The sequence below is a fragment of the Leclercia sp. G3L genome, from assembly GCF_021117075.1.
Lineage (GTDB): Bacteria > Pseudomonadota > Gammaproteobacteria > Enterobacterales > Enterobacteriaceae > Enterobacter > Enterobacter adecarboxylatus_C.
Genome location: NZ_CP088265.1, coordinates 4504601 through 4521282, shown reverse-complemented (window position 1 = coordinate 4521282; position 16682 = coordinate 4504601). Strand labels below are relative to the sequence as shown.

General features: G+C 53.1%; 13 protein-coding genes. 5 read left to right on the top strand and 8 right to left on the bottom strand.

Going from position 1 to position 16682, the window contains the following annotated elements; translation table 11 throughout:
* Positions 1–149: 149 nt before the first annotated feature.
* From LRS40_RS23160 to LRS40_RS23150, 3 genes are all read right to left on the bottom strand, one after another.
* Positions 150–665 (bottom strand): NlpC/P60 family protein, encoded by a 516-nt coding sequence (locus tag LRS40_RS23160; protein WP_370649936.1) that lies wholly within the window; start codon positions 663–665, stop codon positions 150–152.
* A gap of 286 nt (positions 666–951) precedes the next feature.
* A complete protein-coding gene (gene rimO / locus LRS40_RS23155) occupies positions 952–2259 on the bottom strand; it encodes a 30S ribosomal protein S12 methylthiotransferase RimO (protein WP_370649935.1) in 1308 nt (435 codons plus the stop codon).
* A gap of 775 nt (positions 2260–3034) precedes the next feature.
* Positions 3035–3732, bottom strand: a protein-coding gene (locus LRS40_RS23150) for an IS1-like element IS1B family transposase (protein WP_095033700.1) whose coding sequence is annotated in 2 segments (ribosomal slippage) — positions 3035–3483 and positions 3483–3732 — 699 coding nt in all. Because the reading frame shifts where the segments join, the coding sequence is not laid out codon by codon here.
* Between the two features lie 77 nt (positions 3733–3809).
* On the opposite strand from LRS40_RS23150, the gene LRS40_RS23145 reads away from it, so the two are divergent.
* Positions 3810–3950, top strand: coding sequence for a hypothetical protein (locus tag LRS40_RS23145; RefSeq protein WP_231312801.1), 141 nt, complete (start codon positions 3810–3812; stop codon positions 3948–3950).
* Between the two features lie 12 nt (positions 3951–3962).
* On the opposite strand, the gene LRS40_RS23140 is transcribed toward LRS40_RS23145, so the two are convergent.
* Positions 3963–4883 carry a LysR family transcriptional regulator gene (locus LRS40_RS23140; RefSeq protein WP_231312800.1) on the bottom strand — a complete coding sequence of 307 codons (921 nt, stop codon included), beginning with the start codon at positions 4881–4883 and terminating at the stop codon, positions 3963–3965.
* Positions 4884–5125: 242 nt separating this feature from the next.
* Between LRS40_RS23140 and bssR the strand changes: the two genes are divergently transcribed.
* Positions 5126–5509 (top strand): biofilm formation regulator BssR, encoded by a 384-nt coding sequence (gene bssR / locus LRS40_RS23135; RefSeq protein ID WP_142488825.1) that lies wholly within the window; start codon positions 5126–5128, stop codon positions 5507–5509.
* Between the two features lie 104 nt (positions 5510–5613).
* On the top strand, positions 5614–6732 hold the full coding sequence (locus LRS40_RS23130; protein ID WP_231312799.1) for a PQQ-dependent sugar dehydrogenase: 1119 nt from the start codon (positions 5614–5616) through the stop codon (positions 6730–6732).
* Between the two features lies 1 nt (position 6733).
* On the opposite strand, the gene LRS40_RS23125 is transcribed toward LRS40_RS23130, so the two are convergent.
* Entirely contained in the window at positions 6734–7360 is a 627-nt protein-coding gene (locus LRS40_RS23125; protein WP_231312798.1) for a glutathione S-transferase family protein, read from the bottom strand.
* A gap of 256 nt (positions 7361–7616) precedes the next feature.
* Here LRS40_RS23125 and dacC point away from each other — a divergent pair, with 256 nt between their 5' ends.
* The gene (gene dacC, locus LRS40_RS23120) at positions 7617–8822 is read left to right on the top strand and encodes a serine-type D-Ala-D-Ala carboxypeptidase (protein ID WP_231312797.1); all 1206 of its coding nucleotides are present in this window, start codon (positions 7617–7619) and stop codon (positions 8820–8822) included.
* Between the two features lie 58 nt (positions 8823–8880).
* Here dacC and LRS40_RS23115 read toward each other — a convergent pair whose 3' ends face one another.
* The 3 genes from LRS40_RS23115 to LRS40_RS23105 form a co-directional block, all read right to left on the bottom strand.
* Entirely contained in the window at positions 8881–10356 is a 1476-nt protein-coding gene (locus tag LRS40_RS23115; protein WP_231312796.1) for a hypothetical protein, read from the bottom strand.
* A 1-nt stretch (position 10357) separates the two neighbouring features.
* Positions 10358–13894: a hypothetical protein gene (locus LRS40_RS23110; protein ID WP_231312795.1), complete on the bottom strand. Its 3537-nt coding sequence runs from the start codon at positions 13892–13894 to the stop codon at positions 10358–10360.
* A 397-nt stretch (positions 13895–14291) separates the two neighbouring features.
* Positions 14292–15455 carry an MFS transporter gene (locus LRS40_RS23105; protein WP_231312794.1) on the bottom strand — a complete coding sequence of 388 codons (1164 nt, stop codon included), beginning with the start codon at positions 15453–15455 and terminating at the stop codon, positions 14292–14294.
* Between the two features lie 251 nt (positions 15456–15706).
* Between LRS40_RS23105 and LRS40_RS23100 the strand changes: the two genes are divergently transcribed.
* Positions 15707–16609, top strand: coding sequence for a LysR family transcriptional regulator (locus LRS40_RS23100; RefSeq protein WP_231312793.1), 903 nt, complete (start codon positions 15707–15709; stop codon positions 16607–16609).
* Positions 16610–16682 lie beyond the last annotated feature (73 nt).

Below are 16682 nucleotides of genomic sequence, written 5' to 3'. Positions count from 1 at the left end.
TACTACATCGCCTGTAACTAATTCCAGGAGGTCAATCCCGGCGCCTGATTTTGCAGGCGCAACAGGAAGATACTGCGGGGAGATCGCGGCGACAAGCCGGGAAAATCATTCCTGGAAAGCGCCTCGCAAAAAATCGTGATGATGAAGTTTCAGGCGTTTCCCGTCACCCGTCGGGCAGTGATGAAGTGCGCCTGCCAGTAGTCATCACTTAGGTCAGAAACGGTCACCCCCTGGCTGGTGGAAGCATGAATAAACTGGTGATCGCCGATATAGACGCCCACATGGCGACGATGCTCTCCGGTCTGGAAAAACACCAGATCCCCGGCTTTCAGGCTCAGTTCTTCCACCTTCACCCCTTTGTTGATTTGCTCCCCGGTGGTACGGGGTAATGACAAATGCGCCGCATCCCGAAACAGGTGCTGCATCAGGGCGGAACAGTCCACGCCATTGTGCGTCGTGCCGCCCCAACGATAATGGGTGCCTTTCCACTGTTGATATTGCACCAGGATGCGGGTGCGCAGCGGCCCGGTCTCCTGGTGTGTTGATTCCGGCGAAAAGCCGATGTCGCGATTGAGAGTTAACATTGATGCGGGCAATTCGAAACAGAACGTAGAAAAAGGGATAAAACTAAACGCAAGCAGGGAGAGTAAAAGTAAAAAGAGCATAGTCAGTTACAGGGAGTAGATGATTTCTTCCTTACCATGACGGAGGCGGTGGTCCAGTGAGTCGCCTCTCGGTGAAGAAATACTACCGATAGTGTGTTTTTTGACCAATCGATAATGAGTCTAAAAGTGGACTGACTGTGTATTTATAACCAGTGATTGAAAAATTAAATGTGAGCTGTCTTGCCGCACATTTTAAGTATTACTGGAAATAAAAAAGGGGACGTAAAGTCCCCTTTTTCGTAGGCCTGATAAGCGCAGCGCCATCAGGCATTATGCACAGGGTTGATTAAACCCGCGTACCCCACAGGTCATACTCGTCGGCGTTTTCAACCTTCACGCGTACGATATCACCCGGTTTCACTTTGGTTTCACCGTTCAGGTAGACCGCGCCGTCGATTTCCGGGGCATCGGCCATGCTGCGGCCAATCGCGCCTTCTTCGTCCACTTCGTCAACGATCACCAGAATTTCGCGGCCCACTTTTTCCTGCAGACGTTCAGCAGAGATCCGCTGTTGCAGCTGCATGAAGCGGTTCCAGCGCTCCTCTTTCACCTCTTCCGGCACCTGATCCGCCAGTTCGTTGGCGGTCGCGCCTTCAACCGGGCTGTACTTGAAGCAGCCTACGCGATCCAGACGCGCTTCAACCAGGAAGTCGAGCAGCATCTGGAAGTCTTCTTCGGTTTCACCCGGGAAGCCGACGATAAAGGTGGAGCGCAGGGTCAGATCCGGGCAGATTTCACGCCACTGCTTGATGCGCGCCAGCTGGCGGTCAACGGAGCCTGGGCGCTTCATCAGCTTCAGAATACGCGGACTGGCGTGCTGCAGCGGGATGTCCAGGTACGGCAGGATTTTGCCTTCCGCCATCAGCGGGATCACGTCGTCCACGTGCGGGTACGGGTAAACGTAGTGCAGACGCGTCCAGATACCCAGCTTAGCGAGCTGTTCACACAGGCCGACCATGCTGGTCTTCACCGGCTCGCCGTTGTGGAAGCCGGAGCGGTGTTTCACGTCCACGCCGTAAGCGGAGGTGTCCTGGGAGATCACCAGCAGCTCTTTCACGCCCGCATCGGCCAGACGTTTGGCTTCGGCCAGCACTTCGCCAATCGGACGACTCACCAGATCGCCACGCATGGACGGGATAATGCAGAAGGTGCAGCGATGGTTGCAGCCTTCGGAGATTTTTAAGTACGCATAGTGACGCGGAGTCAGCTTCACGCCCTGTTCCGGCACCAGGCTCAGGAATGGGTTGTGCTTTGGTTTTGGCACATAGTGATGCACATGTTCCAGCACCTGCTCGTAGCTGTGTGGACCGGTAATTTCCAGCACCTTAGGGTGAACTTCGCGGATTTGATCGACTTTGGCGCCCAGACAACCGGTGACAATCACCTTGCCGTTTTCAGTGAGCGCTTCCCCGATGGCTTCGAGAGACTCCTGCACGGCGCTATCGATAAAGCCGCAGGTGTTAACGATCACCATATCGGCGTTGTCGTAGCTGGGTACGACGTCATAGCCTTCGGTGCGAAGTTCAGTGAGGATGCGTTCGGAATCCACCAGGTTTTTTGGACAACCCAATGATATAAATCCAATCTTTGCCATAATTTTATACAATACATTGCTCAGGAAAACGCGGAGTATACATCATGCCTCAACTCTACAGCTATATCAGGTGGTCATCAGGCCTTCAGGAAAAGGGAAGGACGCGAACCAGGCTGGTAGCGGCTGCACGGGCATATGCTGCTGAACATAAACTGGAAGTGGTTGAAGTCATTGAGCCAGGATTGAGTGCTTTTCGTGGAAAAAACCGAAAGGGTAAAGTAGGTGATTTTATCGACGCTGTTAAAAGCGGGGGCTATTTCTTCAGACTCAAACCTATACTGCGGGAACCTGGATCGCCTGTCACGTGATTACGTGGATGAGGCGCTTAACTATTTATTGCAATCATTGGGTTAGATTTAACAATTATCACAGGGATGGATAAGAAGATTTATAATAAGCAGTCCATTAAAAGCAACCCTACCGATCGGATGCTATCTATCCTGATGTTTATCCGTTGGACAGAAGAATCAGAAACGAAATCAAATCGAACATCTCTACCAGTACTGAACCGTTTGGGGTTTGTTGATTAGGATTCAGTACTGTTAGGGAACTAAGTATTAATAACTGTTAATGCAATCCGCTTCAGTACAATCGTACTTATAAGAGTTGCCGCTCGCGTCTACACCGGAAACTTGATACTGACCATTACCTTTACTATGTTTTGTTTCACGCCACCGGGCACCATTTGCAGCAGTACCTTTTCTAATGACATCGTCTCCCCATATTCTTGTACGTTCTTCCCATCGAGCCCCACTTTTTAGGTAATGACTCCAACTTATTGATAGTGTTTTATGTTCAGATAATGCCCGATGACTTTGTCATGCAGCTCCACCGATTTTGAGAACGACAGCGACTTCCGTCCCAGCCGTGCCAGGTGCTGCCTCAGATTCAGGTTATGCCGCTCAATTCGCTGCGTATATCGCTTGCTGATTACGTGCAGCTTTCCCTTCAGGCGGGATTCATACAGCGGCCAGCCATCCGTCATCCATATCACCACGTCAAAGGGTGACAGCAGGCTCATAAGACGCCCCAGCGTCGCCATAGTGCGTTCACCGAATACGTGCGCAACAACCGTCTTCCGGAGCCTGTCATACGCGTAAAACAGCCAGCGCTGGCGCGATTTAGCCCCGACGTATCCCCACTGTTCGTCCATTTCCGCGCAGACGATGACGTCACTGCCCGGCTGTATGCGCGAGGTTACCGACTGCGGCCTGAGTTTTTTAAATGGCGGAAAATCGTGTTGAGGCCAACGCCCATAATGCGGGCGGTTGCCCGGCATCCAACGCCATTCATGGCCATATCAATGATTTTCTGGTGCGTACCGGGTTGAGAAGCGGTGTAAGTGAACTGCAGTTGCCATGTTTTACGGCAGTGAGAGCAGAGATAGCGTTGATGTCCGGCAGTGCTTTTGCCGTTACGCACCACCCCGTCAGTAGCTGAACAGGAGGGACAGCTGATAGAAACAGAAGCCACTGGAGCACCTCAAAAACACCATCATACACTAAATCAGTAAGTTGGCAGCATCACCCTATCTGCAATCCAAATTAGAAATGGCCAAAACCCTTCACATCTATGGCGTCGAGCTGGCGCACATATCTGTTGCCACCGGGCTTTCACAGTCCAGATTAGTCACTGACCTGAAAATTGCCGATGACGTTGAGTTCGGTAAGCACAAAGCGAAAAAATACTGATTGTCCCGGACGTCATGCCGGTTTACTGGCGTAAAAATCGGCTAACAGAGAAAAGAGCATTTTATTGGTCTCTTTCCGGCAGGACGAATAGATACTAAATTGTGGCAACGTAAATGGCGTATCCAGTTTTTTCAGCTGATACATCCCGGAATAGGTCACAAAGACTTTTTCCGGGATAATGCCCAGGCAGTCGGTGGTAGACACAATCAGTAAAATGGAGGCGAAAGAGGTGGTCAGCAGACAGCGCTCGCTGGAGCGGAATTTTTTATCCACGATGCTGCGATGATAAATAATCTTCTCGTTTTTGGTGTTGTAACCCACCAGACTGGCATCCCTGAACATCTCCTCCGTGACCGTATTCTCATAAAGAGGATTATCTTTTGCAGCAATCAACACCAGCGTCATATCACTCATCTTCTGGCAAGAAATATTACTGCTCTCAACAGAAAAGGTGGAGAACACCACATCCGCCTGGCGCATGTTCAGCAGCTCGGTAATCTTCGCTTCGTTAAGCTCGGCGGTGCGGTGCAGCAGGCTGACATCCGCGTTCATCCCGACAATCTTCTGCGTCAGTTCCGGCACCACTAACGGCGAGACAAAGGACTCGGTGTAGAGGGTGAGTCTTCGCTTTTTGATGCGGGAAGAGAGGGGGAGCAGAGTGGCGAGCTTATCGATGATCGGCAGGATGTTGTCGTACAGTTCATCCGCATACACGGTGGGTAACAGCGTGTTGCCGCTGCGGACAAACAGGTTATCCCCCATCTGTTCCCGCAGTTTGCGCAGCGACTGGCTGACGGCTGAGGCGGAAATATCCAGCATATCGGCCACTTTCGAGATACTGCCGACGCTGTAAATCAGGCAAAAAATGGTCAGCAGATTCAGGTCGATCCGGTTTAACGAGATAATCTTTTCTGACACCGGCATCGCTGGCATACGCCCTCTGTCTCCACGCCCTAACCCTCTCAAAAATAGCAGGCTTCGCAATCCGCGCGGTGAGGGAGAAGCATGATTTTATGCCCAGCCTGAACGCCTGCCTTCTCGCTGTGCTTTTCGGGCGCTGTTTTAACATTGTAAATTTTGTTAATGCGTCGCTAATTATTGACCTGACGCATTAAATTGCACAAAAAATAGACATAATCTGAAGGTGTGATTAAGCTGACAAGGGGGGAAAAAGCATGTCCGTTGACAGACTGAAACGCGATCTTCTTAACAAGATGATTAATGCCCGAATTGATCTCGCGGCCTATCTGCAGTTAAGGAAAGCGAAGGGGTATATGTCAGTCAGCGAAAGCGACCATCTGCGTGACAACTTCTTTGAACTTTGTACTTACATGCGTGAAAAAGCGCCGGAACTGCGAGCGCATTGCAATGCCGAGGAGCAGGCAATGCTCTATCGCGCCGCCGGATCGCTCACCACCGCAGGCGTCTGTATGATGACCGGCAACCACGATTGCCCGACGTTCATCGCCGTCAACGCAGAGAAGCTGGAAAACTGTCTGAACGATCTCACTCTCTGCATCCAGTATCTGAAATCGCATGCACCTCTGATTCAGAGCTGATCCCGGGGGAGGCAACTCCCCCATCTGATTAAGCTTTTGTAAAAGTATCAACGCCCCTGCGCTGAGTGGCTGCCTTTAAGGCATACGTCGAAAAGGAGTACGTAATGCGTCGATCCTTGCTTATTTCCCTGCCATTGTTACTCATCTCCGCCTCACTCTGTGCTGCACCCGCTGAAGTGAAGGTTGCAGTGCTGCAAAATAAACTCGACCACCCCTGGGCCCTGGCGTTTCTGCCGCAGGATCAGGGCATGCTGATCACTCTGAAAGGCGGGCAGCTTAAGCGCTGGCAGGCGGGCAAAGGGCTCTCGGATCCCATTGTTGGCGTGCCGAAGGTCTGGGACAGCGGACAGGGTGGATTGCTCGACGTGGCGCTGGCACCCGACTTTGCGACTTCCCGCCGGGTCTGGCTGAGCTATGCCGAAGCGGGCGACGACGGGAAAGCGGGCACGGCAGTGGGGTATGGCCGCCTGAGCGACGACAATACCCGGCTGGAGGCCTTTAAGGTGGTCTTCCGCCAGCAGCCTAAACTCTCGACCGGCAATCACTTTGGCGGCAGGCTGGTGTTCGACGGCAAAGGCTATCTGTTTATCGGGTTAGGTGAGAATAACCAGCGCCCGACCGCCCAGGATCTGGATAAGTTACAGGGCAAAGTGGTGCGCCTGACCGATCAGGGCGCGGTGCCGGACGATAACCCCTTTGTGAACAACAAACAGGCGCGCCCGGAAATCTGGTCTTACGGTATCCGTAATCCGCAGGGAATGGCGATGAACCCGTGGAGTAACACCCTGTGGCTCAATGAGCACGGGCCGCGCGGTGGGGACGAAATCAACATCCCGGAGAGGGGCAAGAACTACGGCTGGCCGCTGGCGACGCACGGCATTAACTACAGCGGATTGCCGATCCCCGAAGCAAAAGGGGAAACCGCCGCGGGAACCGAGCCGCCGCTGTTTGTCTGGAAGCAATCTCCGGCGTTGAGCGGGATGGCTTTTTATAACAGCGACGTCTTCCCGCAGTGGAAGAACAAACTCTTTATCGGCGCGCTGAAGGACAAGGATGTGATAGTGCTCAACGTCAGCGGCAATAGCGTCACCGAGGAGGGAAGGATCCTCGGCGACCGTAACCAGCGGGTTCGCGACGTGCGGGTCGGGCCGGATGGCTATTTATACGTGCTGACCGATGAAACAGACGGGCAGCTGTTAAAAGTCAGCCCGTCCAAAGAGTAGATCAGGTGACCGGGATCATCACCACGTTGCGGTAGGCCGGGCGCTCGGTCAGGTTCGCCAGCCAGCGCTCCAGATGCGGACGGGGCGCCCACGCCAGGCCAACGTTGGTCAGGTTCCAGACAAAAGGCGCGACGGCGATATCACCCACGCCAAAGTCGTTGCCCGAGAACCACGACTGTGTCGCCAGGGCCTCGTCCATCATGGCAAACAGCGACTCGCAGGTGGCTTTGGCGGCGTCAATGGCCGCATAGTTACGCTCGGCTTCCGGGGTTCTCACCAGCCCCATCAAAATCACCCGATGGGCAGGGGAGAGGGTCTGGTTGGCCCAGTCCATCCACTTTTCGCCGACGGCACGCTTCGCAGGCTCATCGATCCACAGACGGTTCTGGCCGTACTGCGCCGCGAGATAGCGCACAATGGCGTTCGATTCCCACAGCGTGAGGTCGGTTTCATCATCGCGCAGCAGCGGCACCAGACCGTTGGGGTTCATCGCCAGATACTCGGCCTCTTTATTTACCCCGTGTTCCAGTCCCGCCATGATCTGCTTAAAGGGTAAATCCAGCTCTTCCAGCGTCCAGATTACCTTTTTCACGTTGGTCGAATTGTTCCTGCCCCACAAAGTAATCATAATAACCCCTTATAATTAAAGCCGATATCTGGATAAGATCCTTGTTGATGGCTTCACATGGTGAGATAAACCTAACCAATACGCAACAGATGCGAAAAAAATCGATGTGGTCAAAGCGTATCGGGTTGTTATTGCATAAACTTTAAAAACTTTACCAGCTTTTGGTTTTTTTTAAGGCTTTAGTGCGTTATTACTCATCGCTTCTTGCGGCACGGCGATGTGACGTGATTTTTGGAATGGAAACTCGGGTGGCATTATGATGCGAAACACTTTTTCTTTACGCGGTCTGGTGGCAGGTTCTGCGCTGCTGGTCCTTTTTGCACCTTCGCTGTACGCAGCGGAACAGGCGGCGCCAGAGGCTCCGCCTGTTGATGCCCGTGCCTGGATATTGATGGACTATGCCAGCGGCAAAGTGCTGGCAGAAGGCAATGCAGATGAAAAACTCGACCCTGCCAGCCTGACCAAAATCATGACCAGCTACGTGGTAGGGCAGGCGCTGAAAGCGGGTAAGATCAAGCTCAACGACATGGTCACCATCGGCAAAGACGCCTGGGCGACCGGCAACCCGGCGCTGCGCGGCTCCTCGGTGATGTTCCTCAAGCCGGGCGATCAGGTGGCGGTTTCCGATCTGAATAAAGGGGTAATCATTCAGTCGGGCAATGATGCCTGCATCGCGCTGGCCGATTACGTGGCGGGTAGTCAGGACTCTTTCATTGGCTTGATGAATGGTTATGCGCAGAAATTAGGCCTCACCAACACCACCTTTAAAACCGTTCACGGCCTGGATGCGCCGGGCCAGTTCAGTACCGCCCGCGATATGGCGCTGCTGGGTAGAGCCCTGATTCATGATGTGCCGGAAGAGTACGCGATCCATAAAGAGAAAGAGTTTACCTTCAACAAGATCCGCCAGCCGAACCGCAACCGTCTGCTGTGGAGCAGCAACGTCAACGTGGACGGGATGAAGACCGGCACCACCGCCGGCGCCGGCTACAACCTGGTGGCCTCGGCAACCCAGGGCGATATGCGTCTGATCTCGGTGGTGCTGGGCACCAAAACCGACCGCATCCGCTTTAATGAGTCAGAGAAACTGCTCACCTGGGGCTTCCGCTTCTTCGAAACCGTTACCCCGATCAAGCCGGATGCCACCTTTGTCAGCCAGCGCGTCTGGTTTGGCGATAAGAGCGAGGTCAATCTTGGCGCCGGTGAAAGCGGCTCGGTCACCATTCCGCGCGGCCAGCTGAAAAACCTGAAGGCCAGCTATACCCTGACCGACAAGCAGCTCACCGCACCGTTGAAAAAAGGCCAGGTGGTTGGCACCATCGACTTCCAGCTGAACGGCAAATCCATCGAGCAGCGTCCATTGATCGTGATGGAAGCGGTGGAAGAGGGCGGGTTCTTCGGGCGGATGTGGGATTACGTTCTGATGAAATTCCACGACTGGTTTGGCGGCTGGTTTAATTAATAAAAGCAAAACGGCAGCCAGAAGGTTGCCGTTTTCGTTTTTGCCTGCGGGCTCTCGCTTAAAAAGTGAAATCGCGGTAGACGCGCGGCGTTGTGAGCCCCTCACCCCGCATGCGTAGCATCAGGTTGATTAGCGCATGATTGAACATATAAAGCCGGCCATCAGCCCCGTCTTCTACCTGCGTAAGATTGTCGATCATCCAGCTGATAGCCGACTTATTTCCATAGCACACCGAAGATTCAAACAGCTTATCCGCATGTCCAGCCTCACCCAGCATCGTTAGCGCATAGGCTAAAGGATAGGGGCGGTTGATTTCATCCTCCAGGCTCCTGTTCATTCTGGAAAAACTTCCGGCAAGGCTGTTGATGATGGGGTCCGTAATCAAACTCTTCCTGCCGGTCAGGGTGGCGGTTTCGATAACGTAAGAGCTGGCGATGCCGTGCAGGAAATAGTTCTCTGACGGGTCGATATGATTTGCGGTGTGTACCAGCTCTTCTACCAGTGCGTTCACCCGTTGTTTTTCACTATCGAGCAGCCCGAGATTGTAGATCGCCATGATGTAATACAGACCCATATGGGTGCGCTCAACTGGGGTAAGTGAATCCATCAGCGTGTTGGCCTGGCGAATACGGTCCTGCTTATAGTGAAGCGCCTGCAGATGTCCCGTGGCGGCAATGGCGTTTAACATTGTCAGCAACGGATAGATTTTGACAAACTCAGGGGACATGCTTTGGGGAAATGACGGGTTGATGCCGAGGCTATCCGCGCGATCGAGGTAATCCAGCGTCGCCAGGACAGGATCCCGGCCCTTGTTCTGCAGCATCCCGCGATACCCCATCAGGCTGATAGCGCTAAACAGCATGCTCCCTCCGCGCCCGCGGAAGAAAGGCGACGGAATGTTATCCAGCGTCAGCAGTGCCTCAGCAATGTGATTCCGCTGCCAGGTCACGGCGGCGCCAGCTTTATCACAAACCGCCAGGGCCAAAAACACCGAGGTATAGGCGGAGAGCTTTTCGTAGTCGCCATGCTTGCCGCTGTTCTCATCTTTTATGCGGTTCGATTGAATTTCACCGATTGCGTTAAATAACAACCCGGCCAGGTCAACCTTGCCCTCCAGCAATTCAAAAAGATTAATATTTAATTTAGCGAGGGCATCAATGGTTATGCTGTACTGCATCACTCTTCGGTAAGAGTCGAGTTCATTATTAATTAAATAGAGTATGTTAAAGATGTAATCGAGCTTATCGTTCTCGCCAAATCTCTGCCCGGGCTTAATCAGCAGGCAGATAAAGTCACAAAGCAAAGAGGAAAAATTAACGTAGTTGTTTTTATATCTGGCTTTATTTTTGAGTTCATCAAAGGCCTCCTGGATCCACAGGGAAATGGTTTCACTGTAGGCCACAGGATATTGACCTAACCCCAGTCCTCTGACTATTCGGCTCCAGGGGGTGGTAATAAGCCGGTTTTCACTACTAAGGAGGCTTAACGCCTCGTGCAAACTATTGCCGGATGTCAGGATATTATCGTGCTGCATCTTAAAGCGCCTCTGTCACAATCTGTTCAACAACAGGCACGCTGAGACCGAGGAAATGGTCGCGCTTACCCTGTAAAATTTCCAGCGCCCAGTTGAGCCATTTGATCCCTTCGCAGTAAATGGCTACCGGCCTGCGCTGGGTGACGGCGCTGTCTTTAAGGGTGCCGTCAAGCTCAGAAGAGAAGTGGAAAGGCGGCATCGCGGCAAAGTGCGTGCCCATAATAAAGACAAAACGCACCAACCAATACGGATCTTCCTTAATATAAAGTGACTCCGGATTGGCGCTGTCATAGACGTTGCCCATGACCTTCGCGAAATACTTTTCTATCCCCACGATCGACGGATCGGTAAGGGGGTTAATATTTTTTTGCGTGCAGTCGGTAATCTGGTAGGACTGCTGATAAACATTATTCTCCGTGAACTGGATTTCGATAACCGGACTCTTCTCAGCGTTGAGGTTTATATCCAGCGTAAACAGTTCGTTATGGATCTCATCATAATGGCCGAGGGAGTTGTGCCACGGCTTATTATCGTACATATAATCATCCTGGCACCCGGCGCCTTCGCTCTGGAAACCAATTGCCCGGGGGTCGAGAAAACGCAGTTGAATAACCTCAGCGTCAATGGCGGCCAGCGCCTGCGCAATCTCCTCTTCACTCCTCTGCTGGTTAATTAAGACCTGGGCTGCCAGCAGTGGCGCGGTGTTATTAATCTTGATGTTCTCAGTATTCGTATCGCCCATCACCAGCGAGTGATAGCGTGGCTCCAGCATACGCTGGTACTCAGGGTGGGAACGGAAGGCGCTGAGCAGCGCTTTAATGTTCAGGTATTCGCTGCCGTTGATAATAATTTTCTCGCTGTCCAGTAGCTCCGGGCCAAAGGTACGGGGAGCGGTCTGGCGGCACAGCCCCAGGCGATCTTCGATTTTCCTGAAATAGGAGATTTCCAGCGTATTGCCGCCCGATATCTTCCGATTTTCCCGATGAACATTGTCCCGCAGAAACGTAAAAATGATTTCATACAGCCGGGCAACAACGGGAGGCGCAAGGCAGTTACGATGAATAAACTGGCTGACCTCTTCCCCCTCGATCAGACTCATCTCGTAAATGACCTCCTTACAGACGGCTTTACCGACCCGCTCCTGGCCGACAGGGGTGAGGATCTCGCGTTCGGTAATAGTAAAAATCTCCGGGAAAAACGGCTTTATGCGACCGGGAAGCGCCCGCAGGTAGTCCACCTGCCGAGCCGCTTTGGCAAACGGTGGCAGCATGACGCCTTTCCCGCCGGGGGACCATTTGGCGGCGGTTAAGGCCTCGCTTAATATTTTTCTTACTACCACAGGTTCATCGGGTGAGCGCTGGATGAACATGGTCATCGACTCGCTACCCCCGTTACAGAACAGGACCGGTACTTCATCCGCCTCAATGTAGGCGTTAATGGTGCCGCAAAGCAGATTTCGCCGTTTAGCGTAGTCAGCGACCTGACGATACTCTTCGGTTAAATCAGCCTGGGCGTCGCGTTCGCGCTGCTCGAGCACCCGCTCGGGATTGCGCAACCAGATATCGCGCACCGAGGAGAGCAGAATAATGTCTGCCTGATACGGCGCGGTATTCAGCGAGTCATGGCTGAGCAGGCTATCCAGCGTAATGACCGAAAGATGGCTGTCGAGGGCTGCCTGCACCTCCTGTCCCGGGAAATCGCCTAACAGCATCTTCCAGGTGTTAATCTCCAGATCCCGCTGGGCGGTCAGCGGCAGGCCGGCAACAGACATCACTGGCACATGGGCATCGGCAAGCCCGGCAGCAAACTGCTTCACTACTGCCCAGGGCGACACCTTCCGGCCCAGCCTGGAGTAGTAATCGCGACACAGCTGAACGGCATTGTCCAGCGAAGCGGCGCCAGCGGTGACAAGGCTGGCGAGCCAGCCGATAAAATCACGGCTCACCAGGCAGGTATTTCCGCCATGGACCAGCCCGGGCCGGTAGATTTTCAGGAGTTCAAAGGAGAGCGACTGCAAAATAATACGTCGAATCACCTGCGTTTCAGGCTGCGCCACAGGCGTGCGCATTTGCAACAGTCTGCGCAGGGAGACGCCCTCATGGTACTGTGCTTCGATGCGTAGGCAGATATCGTTATAGGCCGGGGCGGTTTCCAGATCCTGAAGGGCATTAAACACGTCGGCGTTGCTTAGCCCGTCAAGACTGGATAAATAAAAGAGCGTTTTTTCCGCATGGATAATAAAAGGGGTTTTCTGATAGCGAATCATGCCGTCGGGGGTGAGAATTTTTAAATCTGCGTAGGTCTGGTGTTTGTCTGCGGGATCGCCCTGAATATTGCGTCTCAGGCGGGCCATTAAGACTCTCTCGCCCGACTGCAAATAGTGGCGATAGCGCCAGCTGTTTTTAGAAATACTCTCCACGCTCACCGGGATACTGCCCTTTACCTCCAGCCTGAGCGTATTCACCTGCTGGATAGCTTCCATGATTTTCGGCAAAAACAGCGTGACGAAGGCCGTATGGTCACGCGTCACGTCGATCCACCGATCGATACCCGAGCAGATCCGGGCGGCGTCCTGACTGTCGCGAAGGGTACTTAACGCCCCCAGCGCCCGCACGATCAGCGTGGCTTCCCGGCTGTCGCCCGTAAAGGAAAATGCCGGGGTGTGAATATGGTTGTCGCGCAGCATCTGCACGGATTTATTTCCCAGACCCAGCTCGACAATCGCATCAGCGCCCAGATCATCCGCCATGCTGGCGGTAGCGGCGGAGAGCATAACCTGGTCCACAAGGGCAAGGATTGCCGACCGGACCTCCTCTTTTTGCGTGAGCATCTGCTCGCTGTGGTTGGCGATCACCGGCGTATGCGGATCCTGGAATACGATCTGCTGGTCGAGCAGGAATTGTTCCAGTCCCCGCGTTAAGGGGGCCAGCTGCGCCGAGTGGGTAATAAATGCGGTCGGCTCCTTAAGCTTGATGACCTCGATCGCTGCAAAGTTTTTCATAAAAATATCGAAGCATGATTTTATGCTCGCTTTGACATACAGATTGAGCTGGCTGCGGCTATAGATTTTATGTAATTCGATTTCGGTGCCAAGAAATTCATCTTTTAATGCGGTTAACGCCTCGGCTAACTCTTTTTCCCGGCCTCGTAATGCGATGACGTAATAAAACTCGGAAACCAACGCCTGTTCTTTTAACGCGGGAGGATAATAATCAATCACGGCCTGGCTGAAGGGATCGTCATGGCTTTCGGAAGCCAGCAAAATATACGGGGTAAAAAAGTTAGCGATTTTTACCCCATCGCCGACGCTCAGCGCGCCGCTGGCCACGGCGGCGTTAATCATGCCAAAACTCTCTCCGCCGTATGCAACAAAGTGCAGCTGCTGATGTTGCTGTTGCGCCTCGGCATAAAACTGGGCTGCCAGGGCAAGGTTATGGGTGAGAAAGCTGGCCCCGATAAATCCCTGCCGTTCCATTTTACCTTCCGGGAGGGTTGCCGGAGTAATCACCATTTTCTCGGGCTGGTCTCCGTATTCCATCGCTATCGCCGCGTCACGGTATATTTGCTTAATAACGTTATTTCCCGTTCGCAACAGCGTATCGCCAATATTCTGATAAACCGCCCGACTACCTAAGCCCGGAAAGAAACCCACTATATTATTTCCGCTTGCCACATACTTTTTATTCATTTTTAAACACCCCGTATATATTACAGATTAGCATTGACATTTTTATAAGGCAGGTGCATTTGCGTCAGCCAAAACCAGAATGTAGATAAAGCATGGAATAAAAATATTGTTATAATATTTTATCGTGCGTTGTTTATTTAATACGTTGTTAAACGGGTGAAAGTTATTATTTCATTTTCACCCGTTTTATTGTGTTGCGGGAATTAATTATCCAGATATAACAGCGCCAGGCGTATTGTCCGTAAAATTAGCCTTTTACCTGGCTGGTTTTCAGGCTGCCGTTGACGCTGCCAAGAATCACCACCATCAACGCAATCAGGCTCAGCAGAGCGCCTACCCACAGCGGGGAGACGAAGCCGTAACCTTTGTCCAGGGCCATGCCGCCAAGCCAGGCACCGAGGGCGTTACCGATATTAAACGCGGCGATGTTGGTGCCGGAGGCGACAGTTGGCGCATCGCTGGCATACTTCATCATGCGCAGCTGCAGCCCTGGCGCGGTGGCTAAGCCAACGGTGCCCATCATCAGCAACAGGATCACGGTCATAATCTGGCTCTGGGCGAACAGGGCGAACGCCGCCATGACCAGGGTGAGGAGCAACAGGATAGTACCGAGAGATTTGTTCAGGGATTTATCTGCCGCTTTGCCACCATAGATATTCCCCACGAAGGTCCCCACGCCGAAGAGCACCAGCAGCCATGGCACCATCTGCGCGGTGAAACCAGAAACCTGGGTCAGGGTAAAGGCAATGTAGGTAAAGCCACCGATCACGCCACCGAAGGAGAGTACGCTCAGAAGGGCGGAGACCCATACCTGCGGACGATTGAAGACGGCAAACTCGCGGCCAAGGTTGGTATCACGGTGAGCGGGCATAAGCGGAATTAACGTCCTGATCCCCACTATCGTAATAAAGCCGATGATCGCCAGTGCCCAGAAGGTGGTACGCCAGCCCAGCTGCAGCCCGACAAAGGTGCCCAGCGGTACGCCAACAATATTGGAAACGGTTAAGCCGGCAAACATCAGGGAGATAGCGGCGCCTTTTTTATCGGCTGCCACCATGTCAGAGGCCACCACCGCGCCGATACTGAAGAATGCTCCATGACACAGGGCCGCCACGATCCGGCCAAACAGCAGCGTTTCGTAGCTGGTTGAAAGGGCAGAGATCAGGTTGCCGATAATAAATAAGCCGCTTAAAAGCACCAGCGTTAAACGGCGCTCCATGCGGATCATCACAGCGGTTAACAGAATGGCACCGATGGCGACACTGATGGCATAGCCGGAGACTAAATATCCTGCGACTTGTTCAGTGACATTAAACTCAGCGGCAATTTGCGGCAGTAAGCCTACAATACCGAACTCTGTCAGACCGATCCCAAACGCACCAAGCGCTAAGGCAAAAAGTCCCGTAGGCATTTTCTACTCCTGTTTTTTAGGTGATTATTCAAATAACGAATAATATTTAAGGGATTAACGCTATTCATTGGTGATGCAATAAATAATATTTCAGCAGCACTACAATTAACCGCCAGCCGCGCTGATCAGGCTCGATAAAATATCGGTAATAACGGCGTCGCTTGCTCTCCTCATTAGGGGCTGATGAGGAATGAATATTATGAATTTGTCAGGTATAGTAGAAATTAATTATCACTATAGCTGGTATTACAATGGATAATCTCAAGAGGCTGGATTTGAATCTGTTGCTGACGCTGGATGCGCTGCTGAAAGATCCGAACGTCACGCGCGCCGCCCGCAAACTGAATCTTTCACAGCCCACCGTCAGCGTGCAGCTGGCTAAGCTGCGTAAAAGCCTTGACGATCCGCTGTTTTTACCCGGCCCGCGCGGTATGCGTCCTACCGCGCGTGCGGAACTGCTGCGCGCGCCGCTCGCCCAGGCGCTGGCGCTGCTCGATAAAGCCATCTCTTCCCCAGGCCCGTTTATTCCCGGCGAATCCCTCCATACTTGGCAGGTGATAGCCGCGGACTACTGTGAAAACACGGTGCTGCTGCCGGTACTGAAAAATTTACGTCGTGAAGCACCCGGTACCCGGCTGGCGGTGCTGGAAAATGCCAACTCCCAGATCGCCCAGGTTGCCGGGCAGGATAAGGTCGATCTCTTCTTTCATATTCGGGAGGAGTCACCGCAGGGGCTGCGCTGCCGCATGCTGTTCAGCGAACGCTACGTGCTGGTCAGCCGGGCTGGGCATCCGTGGCTGAAATCAACGCCAACGCTCAGGCAGTTTCTCGACCTGGATTTTGTGATGATTTCACCGGATGGCGGCGGTTTTTGGGGTAACACCGATATCGCGTTGTCGGAGATGGGATTAAGCAGGAAAGTGGTGCTGTCGGTTCCGCACTTTATGTTCGCGGTATTTACCATTGCCACCACTGACCTGGTCGGGATGCTGCCGTTGCGGCTGGTCAGGGATAATCCGCAGCTTCACTATTTTGCGCCACCGGTCGATATTCCGGGCTTTGAGATGAATATGCTCTGGCACGAGCATCTGCATCGTGAACCTGCCCACAAGTGGCTGCGGGATCTGGTGGTGCGGTCTCTTGAAGAGGGATGAAGTGCTGTCGTCAGCATCGCCGGGTGGCGGCTTCGCCTTACCCGGCCTACGAACGTCCGGTGGGCATCGGGTT

Bases quoted from the DNA above. Each gene is read 5' to 3' on its own strand.
- LRS40_RS23125 (WP_231312798.1), bottom strand. From the start codon at position 7,360: ATGATTACTTTGTGGGGCAGGAACAATTCGACCAACGTGAAAAAGGTA.
- LRS40_RS23140 (WP_231312800.1), bottom strand. From the start codon at position 4,883: ATGCCAGCGATGCCGGTGTCAGAAAAGATTATCTCGTTAAACCGGATC.
- LRS40_RS23160 (WP_370649936.1), bottom strand. From the start codon at position 665: ATGCTCTTTTTACTTTTACTCTCCCTGCTTGCGTTTAGTTTTATCCCT.
- LRS40_RS23100 (WP_231312793.1), top strand. From the start codon at position 15,707: ATGGATAATCTCAAGAGGCTGGATTTGAATCTGTTGCTGACGCTGGAT.
- LRS40_RS23115 (WP_231312796.1), bottom strand. From the start codon at position 10,356: ATGCAGCACGATAATATCCTGACATCCGGCAATAGTTTGCACGAGGCG.
- bssR (WP_142488825.1), top strand. From the start codon at position 5,126: ATGTCCGTTGACAGACTGAAACGCGATCTTCTTAACAAGATGATTAAT.
- dacC (WP_231312797.1), top strand. From the start codon at position 7,617: ATGATGCGAAACACTTTTTCTTTACGCGGTCTGGTGGCAGGTTCTGCG.
- LRS40_RS23145 (WP_231312801.1), top strand. From the start codon at position 3,810: ATGGCCAAAACCCTTCACATCTATGGCGTCGAGCTGGCGCACATATCT.
- LRS40_RS23130 (WP_231312799.1), top strand. From the start codon at position 5,614: ATGCGTCGATCCTTGCTTATTTCCCTGCCATTGTTACTCATCTCCGCC.
- LRS40_RS23105 (WP_231312794.1), bottom strand. From the start codon at position 15,455: ATGCCTACGGGACTTTTTGCCTTAGCGCTTGGTGCGTTTGGGATCGGT.
- LRS40_RS23110 (WP_231312795.1), bottom strand. From the start codon at position 13,894: ATGGAATACGGAGACCAGCCCGAGAAAATGGTGATTACTCCGGCAACC.
- rimO (WP_370649935.1), bottom strand. From the start codon at position 2,259: ATGGCAAAGATTGGATTTATATCATTGGGTTGTCCAAAAAACCTGGTG.